The sequence below is a fragment of the Mycobacterium lehmannii genome (assembly GCF_001499925.1).
Lineage (GTDB): Bacteria > Actinomycetota > Actinomycetes > Mycobacteriales > Mycobacteriaceae > Mycobacterium > Mycobacterium lehmannii.
In genome coordinates this window covers 19,687-32,549 of record NZ_LQIR01000031.1, presented here as the reverse complement: position 1 = coordinate 32,549, position 12,863 = coordinate 19,687, and the positions used below count along the sequence as shown (strand labels likewise).

Genomic DNA, 12,863 nt, shown 5'->3' with positions numbered 1-12,863 from the left:
CACCGGCACCTCACAACCTGCGAGCCAGCCAACCCCGGCCCTCGCAACCGAGTAGGAACAAAACCTGGGGTACTTCAAGTTCGAGGCCACGTTCTACGATGCCCAACGGAGCGACCAGCCCCTGGTCGCAATCCAATAGATCGAGCCTCCGGCAGAACCAGGGCGGTTCACATCCTTTCCCAGACCGGAAGAAGTCCTCGCCTGCCGACGGCGTTGTCGGCCATCGGGTTCTCCTATACCTGGGGTGTGTTGTTTGTGTTGTATGTGTTTGTTGGAGGGGTACTTTCAAACACTGTTTACGATATTTACGCACCTCTATAGACACCTCGGCTGAGCTTGCCGATGCGGCCTGATTTGGCTAGGCGGCCGAGGTAGATGCTGGCCTGGTTCTGGTCGATGCCGATCTTCTCGGCGATGTCGGCGGCGACGGTGACGAGTTCTTCGGTGTGGCGGTTGTTGACGATGGTGAGGATTTCGGTGGAGCGGTCGGCGAGTTGGCCTTCTTCGCGGCGGGTTTGGGCTGCGGCATTGGCGGTGATGAGGTCTGTTCCGTCGAGGATCCAGATGCCGTCGGTGGTGGTGAGGGCGTATTCGGCTTCTTGGATGTCGCGGCCGGTGACTGCGAGGATGCCGTTGGTTTGGTGGCGTTTACGGTTGAGGGTGAGTACTGAGTCGGCGGCGCCGACGATGCCGTGGGTTCCGGATACGGAGTCGACGAAGTCGGCGGATTCGGCTTTGCGGGTGTGGTGGACGACGGATAGTGATGCGCCGGGTTGGTTTTCGATTGCGTCTTTGAGTGCGGTGCCGAGTGCGTAGTCGAGTTGGTATGGGTCGTCTCCGGGGCGGCGGCGGGGTTTGATCTTGCCGAAGGTGTCAAGGATGACCAGTGGGGCGGTGCCAGGATGTCTGGTCAGGAATTCGGTGATCATCGGGATCACCTCGTAGGAGTGGGCTTTGATGACGTAATTGAGTCCGTCGGGTAGTGGGTTGCCGGCCATGATTTGGCGGAACCTGTCCTGTAGGCGGCGGTGTCCGTCTTCGAGGGCCAAATAGAAGACTGGGCGTTGGTTGACGGGGATGCGGCCGAGTGCGCGGCCTCCGGAGGCGACCGCCAGGGCGATGTTGGCGACGAACCAGGATTTTCCGACTTTGGGTGGGCCGGCGATGATACTCAAACCTTCCGACACGATGCCGTCGACCGCGTACTGCAGTGGCGGGAAGGTTTGGGTGTCGAGCCAGGTGCCGTTACGGATGCCGGCGAGGATGTCGGTGTCGGTGGCCTCGGAGGCTGTGGCGGTGATGTTCAACGGTGATTCCGTTCTTCTTCAAGGGGTTCCGAGGCGACTTGTGACTGGGGGTGTTTCAGGTCCGGGGCGGGTGCCGGAGTGGACCCGCAGGACGCAGGGCACCCGACGGTGCTGGCCGCGCGGGTTGAGCCACCACTGGTTTGGGCCGGCGCCGCACATGGGGCAGGGGCGTCGCAGTGCGCCCTGGTGTAAGTAGGCGGCACAAATGGGGAGGGTGCTCATGGTCCGCGCCCCTCGTGCTCAGCGAAACGATCGCGCCAGGCCTTGGTTCGAGCCTGCGCGAGCCGCACCCGGGCGTCCCAGTCGCCGCCGCGCTGCTCGATCTCGTTGAGCAGCCGATCAACCAGGGCGGCGGCAGCCGACAGCGCGACCGACATAACAAGCATCGTCACGCCGGTGTCCCCGCCCGTGGTGGCGAACAGCCGGGCGAGAACTTCGTCGATCTGGTCCACGTCGTCGCCGCAATCAAGCACGTCGAAACACAGTCGGGCGCCGAACAATTCGCGGGCGGTGACGCCGGGCAGAGTGACCTCGAACGGTTCCTCGATAAGGGACCAGCCGCGGGCTTCGTCGGCCTCAGCACGCGCCGCGGCGAGCCGTTCAGGCTGGGCGTCGCGAGCGCGGTCGATCTCGTCGAGGCGCTCCCGCATCCGCTCGGCGAAAACGCGGTCGGATTCGTCGCAGGGGTCAACGCTATCGGCCATGATGCTCCTCGGGGTTTGCGTAGCTGTGGCTCGATGCGGCGAGGTCACGCCGTCCGCGGCGCCACATCGCGCGGCAGCGATCGGCGTCGAAGATTCCCGGGGTTCCCAGGGCAAGAAGGGTTTCGGCGGCGGCGATCGCCGCGTCGGCCCGGACGTCGCTGAGGAAAGGGCCGGTGTTGCAGTCGCAGAGCCACGGATCGCGATGCCCACAGTTCAGGCGCGGCGATCGGTATTCGGCAGCGCGGCGCCGGCGATCACGTGACTTGTGGGCGCCCGGTTTGTTGGCTGCGGCGGTAGACTTGGTGGCGTTGGTGGTGACGCGATGTGAAAGCCGGTCCTGTGGCGGGGCCGGCCTTTCGCTTCCTGGGGGCGGCCCTGTTTGGTGGCCGGTCATCACTGCGCCTCAAGCATCCGCAGCAGTCCCACGGCTGAGACGCGCAACCGCTTGGCGCCGAGTCGAATCGTGGGTAGCCGGCCGTCGCGGGCCATCGCGTAGGCGTAAGCGCGACTGACGCCGAGGACCTTGCCGGCACGCTCAACGCTGATCGTCGGCGGACCGTTACGCAGTTCGTCCAATGTAGGTACGGATTCGGTTGGTGCGTTGGTGTCCATACCGCTCAGTGTTGCGGAGTTTTCGCGCTGTTGGTACGCTCACAAACATGCCGTCTAAGAAGCCCGTTTCCCGCGTTGGCTTCATGCCGCTGCCGCCGGCGTACGTGACCGAGCTTCGGGACAACCCGGACGGCGCCGACAAGCCGCCAATCGAGGTCGGCAGGTTCCTCCCCGGCGAACGTGGAATTCTGACCATCCCGGGCGGCAAATTCCGGTTCACCGTGCGCGTGATACGTGACGAGGACGGCAATCCGCAGATCGTTGATTTCCACATGCGTTCGCGCAAACGCGAAGTCGATGTTCCGATCACCAACATGGACTTGAAATCTGTTCCCATCGCGCAGTTCGCCGAGCGGGTCGCATCGCCAACCGTTGACGAGGGCATAGAGATCCAACCGGCCATCCAGCCCAAGCAAGTCAGGCGACCAGGCCGCCCCACGCTCATTACTGATGACTTCCTCCGCGAAGTGACCCGCTCGGCACGCCAGGGGAAACAATCGGCGCCGCCATCGGTCGACAACTACGAAGCTCCCCTCAACGGCTACATCGCCACCTGGATGAGGGACGCCGGCTTGGTCAGCCACCTAGCACCCGAGAAGACAGTCCTGCGGTGGCGCAGGCTTGCGTGTGAACGGCGTCGAAAGTCACCGGAGGACAACAGTTTTCTTCGCAGCGGTGAGCTGCGCGGTAAACCAGGAAAGGGAGCGGGCCGATGACCGACGAATCTCGGCAGCGTGGTGAGCGTACGGACAGTTCGATCAAGAAATTGCCAGGTGGTGGTTGGCGGGCCCGGCCGACGCTGGGCACCGATCCTGTGACCGGGAAGCAGGTGCGGCCGACCAAGGTGTTCGCCACGAAGAAGGCCGCGCAGGATTGGGTGACCGAGCAGCGCAACGAGTGGAGCGGGCACACGTGGGCGCCGAAATCGACCCGGACGTTCGACGAGGTGGCCGACCACTGGCTGACCGTGCGCGCCGCGGATTCGTCGGTGGGTCCGAATACAATCCGCGCCGACCGCGAGTCACTGGCCTACGCACGGCGCGCGTTCGGCGCAGTGCCGGTGCAGAAGCTCACCCCCGCCGCGCTGGCCAACTGGTCGGCCGCGCTGACCGGCAAGGCCGGCCAGGCGTTGGCGCCGGCCACCAAGCGGCGCGCAATCATCCGGGTCAAGTCGGTGATGGCCCACGCGCGCAAGATGCGCTGGCTGACCTATGACCCGTCAGCCGACCTTGAGTCCCCCGAGCAGAAGTCGATCACCGCCACCGCGGCCGACGACATCTGGACCCCTGCCCAGATGACCGCGTTCCTCGATCACATCGCCGGGCACCGGCTCGCCGGGTGTTTCGCGCTGACCCTGCTCGGCCTGCGCCGGGAGGAGGTCGGCGGGCTGCGCTGGTCCGACATCGACCTCGACGCGGGCACGCTGCAGATCAGGCAGTCCCGGGTCGATGTCAACGGCAAGGACACGATCGTGCCGACCAAGACCGAACGGTCGGCCCGGGATCTTCCGCTGCCGCCGCGCGAACTCGCGATGCTCAAGGCGATGCGCGCGGCGCATCTGCGTGAACGCCTGGCGGTGGGCCGGCCGCTGGCCGACACCGACCTGCTGCTGTCACGCGCCGACGGGTTGCCGCTGCCGGTGCGCGAGTACAGCCGCGAGTTCGCCGCCCAGCGCAGCGCGGCCGGGCTTAAGGCGATCACGCTCGGCAAGTTGCGGCACTCGAACATCTCGCGGATGCGCGCAGCCGGCATCGCCGCCGACGTCGTCGCCGCGTGGCACGGCCACACCGAACGCATGACCCAAGCGGTGTATGGCCGGGTCACCGACGACCGGCTGACCGCAGCGTCAGCGGTCTTATCAGCAAACGCGGTAGGCCAAAGTTAGAACCGGCGTCATGATTCTCCGCTCACTACCTTGTCGGGATCCGCAGGCAAAATGGGTGTATGAAGGATCACGTTTGGGACGGTGCTCTGGAGATGGGCGTCCGCAACCAGCGCGTGATTGCCCTGGCGAAAAACCACTGCACCCATATCGAGTTCGTCCAGAGCAGCGGCCAGGGGATGGCTGAGGAGGCAACGGGCCTTCCGATCAACGCGCGCGAGGTTCGGTGCCACATGGCTCGCGGCCACCTGATCGGGTCGAATCTTGAGATGACCGTGCCGGTGTTCTATCGGGAGAACTGCGTAGGTTGCGCGGAACAACGCCCCAGCGGCGTTCTCCCGACTCTGGCCGGCTATATAGCCGCCGTCGACGAGAACGCTGTTGCTGAACGCGAGCGTGAGGTCGCGCGCAAGGCAGCGCTACGCACGGAATGGGAAGCGCGGTCCCAAAGGCGCCGCGGGTTGATGGCGCGTTGCGACGACATGATGGCGACCGCGCTGGCCGACATTGGGCAACTCGATGGCGACCCGGCCGGTGACCGTCAGGAGGATGATCGTGCCCCTCTCGCGCGGCTGAAAGCGTTGGCCGAGCGCGCTGCTGAGACGTTCACTCCGGACGTGATCGCCCACGGCGTGGATCTAGTCGAGCGCGGATGGGCGTCGCCGGCGCTTCTGGATCCGCTGCGGATCGTCGCCCTGTCGCGGCCCGAGTTCGGATCTCAAGTCGTCCGCGCGGCCATGACGGTGATGCGCAAGGCCGCATCGGGACCGGCGGGGCGGTGTCTTGCCGATCTGGCCGAACACGCGGACATCGCTGACCTTGACGAACACGTGTGTCGATCGGCAGTCGCTTTGGCTGGCTCGCCGATGCGCGACCCGTTCTCCCGGCGCCGTCAGGGAAGCGACCCGGTCAGCCTGCTCGCCGTTGCCGCCTTGGTTCCTGATCGACTGGTTTCGGTCTTAAGGGACTTGCTACCGGGGCCGCAGACGCACACTGTTCTGCATCTCCCGCCCGGGGCGGCCGCGCCTAGACCACATGTGACCCAGCTTCTGATGGGTTCGGCCGCGGGTGCTATCAGAATACTCGCTGGGACCCATCCAAGTTTGGCCTCTGGACTGGTCGATTCCCTTGTCCTGCAACTAGCTTCAGATGAGTTTGAGCGATTCGATGACCACGGGTTGCGCGAAATCGAGCGAGCGTTGGCGGTGATGTTCGTGCTCGGCGTAGGTGACGTGTCGAGTTCGATGGTTCGTGCCGGAGTTCGCGGTTCTGGCCTCCTGGGCGAGCGGCTGCTACGAGTACTCAGGGTGACTGCCGACCTCGTCGCGGCGAAACCCTACTGGCGTGAGACCGGCGACCCGGTGCCTGACGCCACCCGTGCGGGGTCGGTGACCGACGAGCTCTTCGAGATGGCGATGGGCCGCCTCGGCGGCGACTGGGGCAGCGAGGCTATCGATGACGCCGCCGAGCTGATAGAGCGCCTCGCAGAAGAGCGCCCCGCCGCAATGCAGGAGAAGCTGGCGGCCGTTCTCGGTGCCGTCTTGGGGTTGGTGGACCGGCAGAAGGCATCGAAGGTCTCGCCGCTGACCGTGATCGACGACGAACCGCCGGCGTTGAAGATGATGACGGCTTGGAGCAAAGAGCTATCACTTGGTAGGGCCATCGGGCGACTTGGCGACGCCGTCAAGTTCGTCGCGGCAAATGACGCAGTCGCCGCGTGTAACGCCGTAATCGACGTCATAGCCGATGAGCGGGACGGCGAGCGCGGGGCCGACGTCGCCTGGTATCTACTACAGGTTCTCGGTGAGATCGGCGCCGCACACGGTACGGAAAGTGGTGTGCTGCAAGCAATCTTGCCGGTTCTCCACACATACATTGTCGGGTCTGAGGTGGGAACGCGAGCACGTGCCATCGATACGTGGGTGGCGATCGCGCGCCGTCATCCGTTGCCATCCACGCTTGAGGATCTACTGCCGGCGCTGACCGCCGACCCGTATGTCGCGGTCATCCACTCTGTCCTGAAGGCGGCAGGGACTCTCATGTGGTCCCCCGACGCGGCAGTGCGTCTGCTCGCCTATGCGGCAATGATCGTCGAAAGTATCAGCGGCAGCGAGCATGCCAAGGTCCTCAAGGACGCGATCAGCGCGATGCTCTCGCTGTCTTCCAGGCTCGACATCGACGGGGTATGCGAGGTCGCGGAGAGTAAAGGATTAGACGCTGCTGCGTCGCTCGATGCGTACGACCTGCGGGACGTGCTGCAGCACAACACGTGGGGCACCACGGTCACTCGATCCGCTCGAATGGCGTCGCTGCGGCTACGTCAAGCCGCAGAACCAGCTTTCGCTGATTTCTCTCATGGCTGGGGCGACTCCGACATCGAGGTGCTTCTCGCGTGCGGCCCGGGACTGATGTCGCTCCCTGCCGCGGATTTGACAGCCGCGGCGCTTACGTTCGGTCCCGATAGCCCGGTCGCGGCCGCTGAATTCGTTGAGGTGGCCTGGCGGTCAGGCAGATTGGCCGATGCCGGTGCGATGATGTCGGCTCTACTCGAAGCGACGCCGGACCAGCGGGCCTACGCGGGGCAGCGGTCCTTTCTCGAGATGCTTGCATCGGCCGTCCGCGCCGATGCCGCGGCGACGGCGGGCGGTGAGTGGAGCGCACACGCCGACGACGCGAGCGCGGCCGCCACGGCGCTGGTGGACGAGCGCGACTCAGATTCGATCGCATTCGTCACTAACGCGGTTCGTGCGACGTTGGCACTGCGGCGTCTGCTGATGGATGCCGGGTTTGTTGACGCATCACGGCCAACGGAGAGCATCGCATCGCGGGCTGACGAGTTCTCGGCAGCGGGCGAAGCATTGTCGCGGGCAGGTATGAGGGCGACGGCGACGGGCGCCTACCTACGGTCCGTCGCCGGCTTGTGTGAGGTTGTTTCGCATTTGTTGCGAGCGCAGGCCGCCGCGCTGAATGCCGACACCGAAAAGACGTCGTCACACGGGCAGGCGGCCGCGCTGCGGTGTGAGCTGATCACCGCTGATATCACGGAGCGGCTAGGGATCGACGACCCGATTGGTGCGCCGCTCCTCGAACTCGTGGCGGCCGCGAAGAACACAGACCCTGGCTCGCCGACGTTGCCGCTGCTCACCGCGTGGGCACGGCTGCCGCTGCCCGTCACGGTTGTCGCGGGGCCGGAAGGGAATCGCTTCGCAGGTCGCCGTAGTCCCGGTGAGACCCCGCCGGAACCGGCGGAAGACGAGGCGCCAGTCGCGGTCGTGCTGGCTTCGCTGGACGGCCGGCTGATCACAGGGCCCGAAGTACTTCGGGACCAGCGTGTCTACGAACTGTCGGTGCGCGTGCAGCCCGGTGAATGGCCGCAGTGGGCGGACCGGATGGACGGGGAATTACTAAGCCATCTGACCCCTGCCGAGATCACGGTGCCGACGTTCAGCTGGTCACGCGGCGACCACGTGGGCGACGGCGAGACCTATGAGCAGTCGGGATCGGTGACGCTTCGGTTCAAAGTGGCAGCTGGCAAGCCTGCGCCCCCGCTGATGGTGCGACTGACGTGGAGCGGCAAGGTCGACGGCAAACCGCGCAAGCAGACGCTCGACGTCGCCGGCCACCGCGAACTGCGGCTGCGGCCCTACGACGAGACGCGCGACCGGGCGACAGATTATCCCGTGTTCGACGAGCGTCTCCTAGCCGAATACGACCGCCTTGCCCGCGCTGGATTCGACGATGGCCAACTGCGGGCGTTCTGCCGCTTGTTCACCGGGATTTGTCGCGCCGGCTTGGCCATGACATGGGAACGAAAGTATCGCCGCGGAACCCGAGTAACAGAACGCGAATTTCACGACGACCTCTTTGAACGTTTGCTCGCCGACCCGGAGCTCGGCGGCCGAGTCGAACGCGGCAACCCTCTTGCGTTGGGCTACCTCGACGTGCGGCACGACGGCATCACCGCGGAGCTAAAAGTCGAGCGCAAGACGCCCGTAACCAGAGAGTCCGCGCCGAAATATGTCGGCCAGCCGACGCAGTACGCTGCCGCCGACGGAGCTCAGCTCTCGATCCTCGCCATCCTGGACATGAGCTCAAAGCAGCTGCCAATCGGTACCCCTGAGAACTACTTGTTCGCACTCGAACCGAGGCTGCACGGACTCGACAATCCCGAGGCCCCGAGCCTGGTCGAGGTCCTTATAGTGAACGGCAACCTTCCCACGCCGAGCTCTTGGTCACGCAAGAAGACGCCGGTCCGCGACACTCCAGGGCAAGAATCGCAAGGTCTGTGACACGACCTCCGAACGGATTCCGCAATGACTCAGTCTTCCTGCGGGCCGCCATTTCGGCGGTATTCTCGTCCGCGATAGGACAGAGTTAGGACATTCGGCGCGCTGCCCCGACCCGGCCCGCAAATCATGCAACCCGCCCCATCTATGGTCGGAGGGGGTTTCCTTTGGGTGGAGCTAAGGGGACTCGAACCCCTGACCCCCACACTGCCAGTGTGGTGCGCTACCAGCTGCGCCATAGCCCCTGAAGTCGTGCCCATCGAAGTTACACCACCTGCGGGAAGCGCTCAAAATCGCTGGTTAAGGCACCTCTCCACCGGCTTCGGGGCCGATTGCACGAGCCGGCGTGTGCTCTGCGGGCCGGCCGCGCGTCTCCGGTGCGAACACCCATCCCAGCGCCGCCAACCCCAGTATCGCCCCGCTGACCACAAACGCCGCGCCGAACGAGGTCTGCTCGGCGATCTGGCCCACCACCAGCGATCCGATGATCGAACCCAGGTCGGCCATCATCTGGAAGACCGCAACCGCGGTACCCCCACGCGCCTTGTTCCCCACGATGTCGGCCACCGCCGCCTGCTGCGGCGAGACGAAGATGCCCGTCGCCGCACCCGTGATGTACGCCGCGACCAGGAAGATCGGCAGCGACGTCGTGAAGCCCACGAGAATCGTCGACACCGCGGACACCGTCAACCCGACGATCAGCAGCTTGCGCCTACCGATCCGGTCGGACAGATACCCGCTGGGAATCACCACCGAGACGTTGCCGATCGCGAACGTCGCCAGCGCCAAACCCGCCGCACCCGCCCCGTAGCCCAGGCCCTCAACCACAAACAGCGGAACCAGCGCGATGCGCAGCCCGAACGCCGCCCACCCCGTGCTGAAGTTCGAGAACAACGCCGCACGGTAGGCGCGGTGGCGCAGCACCTGACGTATCGAGACCGCCGCCTCCGCAGTCTGCTCCGGCGCCGCCAGCGTGCTGCCGCGCAGGCTGACGAACACCACGCCCGCCGCGACCAGCAGCGCCGCACCGTAAATCACAAACGGCGCCGCCAATCCGAAACCCGCTGTGAGGCTGCCCAACACCGGCCCGCCGACCGAGCCGACCAGAAATCCCGTCGAGAACAGGCCCGCCACCCGTCCGCGCGCGTTCTCCGGCGATATCCGGATCATCAGCCCCAGCGACGACACGGTGAACATCGCCGAGCCCAGTCCGCCCAGCGAGCGGAACGCCAGCAGCTGCCAGTACGTCTGCGCGAACGCGCACGCCCCGGTCGACAACGCGACGATGATCAGGCCGCTGATGTAGACCCGACGCTCCCCCAGCCGCTGCACGAGCAAGCCGGCGGGCGGCGCGGCGATCAACCGCATCAACGCGAACGCCGTGATGACGAACGTCGCCGCGCTGATGCTCACGCCGAAGTGACGGGCGTACTGCGGCAGCACGGGCGCCACCACGCCGTAACCCAGTGCCACCACGACGTTGGCGCCGACGAGCAGCCAGACCTCGCGCGGGAGCTTCGGCTTGGCCTCCGTCTCGTTGGCCCCAGTCTGGTCGGCCTCAGTCTGGTCGGCCCCCGCCGCATCGGGCCCCGTCGAGCTGTCGCCCTCGGGTTCAGAACTCACCCGATGACCTTATTGACCACCTCGCGCGCCGCTTCCTGCACCTCCGCCAGATGCTCGGGCCCCTTGAACGACTCGGCGTAGATCTTGTAGACGTCCTCGGTGCCCGACGGCCGCGCCGCGAACCACGCGTTCTCCGTCGTCACCTTCAGTCCGCCCAGCGGTGCCCCGTTGCCCGGTGCCGTCGTCAACTTCGCCGTGATCGGTTCACCGGCCAGCTCGGTCGCCGAGACCTGCTCCGCCGACAGCTTGGACAGTCGCGCCTTCTGCTGGCGGTCGGCCGGCGCGTCGACGCGCGCATACGTTGGAGCGCCGTACTTCTCGGCCAGCTTGTCGTAGCGCTGCGACGGCGTCTCACCCGTCACCGCCAAGATCTCCGAAGCCAGCAGCGCCAGGATGATGCCGTCCTTGTCGGTCGTCCACACCGACCAGTCGTGACGCAGGAACGACGCCCCCGCGCTCTCCTCACCACCGAAACCGATTGTCCCGTTGTGCAATCCGTCGACGAACCACTTGAAGCCCACCGGCACCTCGACCAGTTCGCGGCCCAGCCCGGCAACCACCCGGTCGATGATCGACGAACTGACCACCGTCTTGCCGACCGCGGTCGACGCCGGCCATGACGGCCGGTGCGAGAACAGGTAATCGATCGCGACCGCCAGGTAGTGGTTGGGGTTGAGCAGCCCGCCGTCTGGGGTGACGATTCCGTGCCGGTCGGAGTCCGCGTCGTTTCCGGTCCCGATTTGGTACCGGTCTCGGTGGGCGATGAGCGATGCCATCGCGTTCGGGGAGCTGCAGTCCATCCGGATCTTGCCGTCGGTGTCCAGCGTCATGAACCGCCACGTCGCGTCGACCAGCGGGTTGACCACCGTCAGCTCGAGGTTGTGGCGTTCGGCGATCGCGCCCCAGTAGTCGACGCTCGCGCCGCCGAGCGGGTCGGCGCCGATGCGGATCTTCTCGGCGCTGATCGCGTGCAGGTCGACGACGTTGGGAAGATCCGCGACGTAGGCGTCGAGGTAGTCGTGGCGCTGCGCGCTCTGCAGTGCCCGCGCCAGCGGCACCCGCTTGACCCCTTTGAGCCCGTCACGCAGCAGTTCGTTGGCCCGTTTGGCGATCGCACCCGTGGCGTCGGTGTCGGCGGGCCCGCCGGTGGGCGGGTTGTACTTGAATCCGCCATCCCGAGGCGGGTTGTGCGACGGCGTGACGACGATCCCGTCGGCCAGGCCGCCCTCGCGACCCCGGTTGAACGTGAGGATCGCGTGACTGACCGCCGGTGTCGGCGTGTACCGATCGGCCGAATCGATCATGGCCACAACGTCGTTGGCTGCCAGCACCTCCAACGCCGATGCCCAGGCCGGTTCGGACAGCGCATGGGTGTCGCGGCCGATGAACAGCGGACCGGTGGTGCCCTGTGCGGCGCGGTACTCGACGATCGCCTGCGTCGTGGCCACGATATGCGCCTCGTTGAACGCCGCATCGAGGCTGGAACCGCGATGCCCGGACGTGCCGAACGCCACTTGCTGGTCGACGTTCTCGGGGTCCGGTTCTCGGGTGTAGTACGCCGTCACCACCGAAGCGATGTCGATGAGGTCCTCGGGCTGGGCCGGCTTTCCGGCTCGGGGGTGGGGCGCCATGTACCCGATTCTGCTCCTTGTCGCCATGCGGCGCGCTCGGGTGCGGCCATACTCTGGCTTGTGCTTGGTTACGACGGCCGCGAGGTGCTCGCCGTGTTCGTCGGCGGTGCGCTGGGCACTTTGGCCCGTGCCGCGATCGAGACGCTCGTCGCGCCCGAAGCCGGGCACTGGCCCTGGCCGACGTTCGCCGTGAACATCGTCGGGGCCTTCGTCCTGGGATACGTGGCCACGCGGCTCCCCGACGACAGCTACCGCCGCCCACTGCTGGGCACCGGCTTCTGCGGCGGACTGACCACCTTCTCGACCATGCAGGTCGAGATCCTCAGGATGATCGAGCGCGAACATTTCGCGCTGGCGGCCGGATATGCGTCGGCCAGCATCGTCGCCGGTCTCGCCGCGGCCTGGGTGGCATCGGAATGGGCGCGACGATGACGGTCGCGGTGTGGCTGGGCGTCGCGGTCCTCGGCGGGGTCGGAGCGGTGCTGCGCTTCCTTGTCGACCGCACCGTGTCACACCGGCTGAGCGGGGCGTTCCCATCGGGCATTTTCGTGGTCAACATCTCCGGCGCGCTGGTGCTCGGCCTGCTCGCCGGCCTCGAACTGGGCCCTACCGCCGCACTGCTGGCCGGTGTGGCGCTCCTCGGCGCGTACACAACGTTCTCGACCTGGATGCTGCAGACCCTTGAACTCGGCGCGGACCGCCGCATCGGACTCGCGATCGCGAACATCGTCGTCAGCCTGGCGCTGGGCATCGCGGCCGCGGCGTTGGGAATGTGGATCGGAACACGGCTGTGAGATTGTCCGCGAGCAGCAGGGGTA

General features: G+C 66.1%; 11 protein-coding genes and 1 tRNA gene. 5 read left to right on the top strand and 7 right to left on the bottom strand.

All coding sequences use genetic code 11. The features are described 5' to 3' along the window. Nucleotides 1-305: 305 nt before the first annotated feature. The 4 genes from AU192_RS16625 to AU192_RS16610 all read right to left on the bottom strand — a co-directional run bounded on the left by AU192_RS16625 (nt 306) and on the right by AU192_RS16610 (nt 2,623). Nucleotides 306-1,307, bottom strand: a complete 1,002-nt coding sequence (locus AU192_RS16625) for an AAA family ATPase (protein WP_064398088.1) — start codon at nt 1,305-1,307, stop codon at nt 306-308. Nucleotides 1,308-1,525: 218 nt separating this feature from the next. Continuing rightward, on the bottom strand, nt 1,526-2,011 hold the full coding sequence (locus AU192_RS16620; RefSeq protein ID WP_064398086.1) for a hypothetical protein: 486 nt from the start codon (nt 2,009-2,011) through the stop codon (nt 1,526-1,528). Further along, nucleotides 2,001-2,405 carry a hypothetical protein gene (locus AU192_RS25975; protein WP_235629683.1) on the bottom strand — a complete coding sequence of 135 codons (405 nt, stop codon included), beginning with the start codon at nt 2,403-2,405 and terminating at the stop codon, nt 2,001-2,003. The genes AU192_RS16620 and AU192_RS25975 overlap by 11 nt, the downstream gene beginning before the upstream one ends. Further along, entirely contained in the window at nt 2,405-2,623 is a 219-nt protein-coding gene (locus tag AU192_RS16610; RefSeq protein WP_064398083.1) for a helix-turn-helix domain-containing protein, read from the bottom strand. The genes AU192_RS25975 and AU192_RS16610 overlap by 1 nt, the downstream gene beginning before the upstream one ends. Nucleotides 2,624-2,670: 47 nt before the next feature. On the opposite strand from AU192_RS16610, the gene AU192_RS16605 reads away from it, so the two are divergent. Genes AU192_RS16605 through AU192_RS16595 form a run of 3 tightly spaced genes read left to right on the top strand, consistent with a single transcriptional unit; the run spans nt 2,671 to nt 8,794 of the window. After that, nucleotides 2,671-3,339 (top strand): hypothetical protein, encoded by a 669-nt coding sequence (locus tag AU192_RS16605; protein WP_131805086.1) that lies wholly within the window; start codon nt 2,671-2,673, stop codon nt 3,337-3,339. Further along, a complete protein-coding gene (locus AU192_RS16600; protein ID WP_064398079.1) occupies nt 3,336-4,508 on the top strand; it encodes a tyrosine-type recombinase/integrase in 1,173 nt (390 codons plus the stop codon). Before AU192_RS16605 ends, AU192_RS16600 begins: the two co-directional genes overlap by 4 nt. 59 nt (nt 4,509-4,567) lie before the next feature. Next, nucleotides 4,568-8,794: a hypothetical protein gene (locus tag AU192_RS16595; RefSeq protein ID WP_064398077.1), complete on the top strand. Its 4,227-nt coding sequence runs from the start codon at nt 4,568-4,570 to the stop codon at nt 8,792-8,794. A 169-nt stretch (nt 8,795-8,963) separates the two neighbouring features. Here AU192_RS16595 and AU192_RS16590 read toward each other — a convergent pair. The 3 genes from AU192_RS16590 to pgm form a co-directional block, all read right to left on the bottom strand. After that, nucleotides 8,964-9,036 (bottom strand) — tRNA-Ala (locus AU192_RS16590). Nucleotides 9,037-9,091: 55 nt separating this feature from the next. Then, a complete protein-coding gene (locus AU192_RS16585; protein ID WP_064398075.1) occupies nt 9,092-10,414 on the bottom strand; it encodes an MFS transporter in 1,323 nt (440 codons plus the stop codon). Beyond that, nucleotides 10,411-12,045 (bottom strand): phosphoglucomutase (alpha-D-glucose-1,6-bisphosphate-dependent), encoded by a 1,635-nt coding sequence (gene pgm / locus AU192_RS16580; RefSeq protein ID WP_064398073.1) that lies wholly within the window; start codon nt 12,043-12,045, stop codon nt 10,411-10,413. The genes AU192_RS16585 and pgm overlap by 4 nt, the downstream gene beginning before the upstream one ends. Before the next feature lie 60 nt (nt 12,046-12,105). Here pgm and crcB (AU192_RS16575) point away from each other — a divergent pair, with 60 nt between their 5' ends. Together crcB (AU192_RS16575) and crcB (AU192_RS16570) are read left to right on the top strand one after the other, a co-directional pair. Beyond that, on the top strand, nt 12,106-12,477 hold the full coding sequence (crcB, locus tag AU192_RS16575; protein WP_064398072.1) for a fluoride efflux transporter CrcB: 372 nt from the start codon (nt 12,106-12,108) through the stop codon (nt 12,475-12,477). Then, the gene (gene crcB, locus AU192_RS16570; RefSeq protein ID WP_235629685.1) at nt 12,462-12,839 is read left to right on the top strand and encodes a fluoride efflux transporter CrcB; all 378 of its coding nucleotides are present in this window, start codon (nt 12,462-12,464) and stop codon (nt 12,837-12,839) included. Before crcB (AU192_RS16575) ends, crcB (AU192_RS16570) begins: the two co-directional genes overlap by 16 nt. The last annotated feature ends 24 nt before the right edge of the window (nt 12,840-12,863 follow it).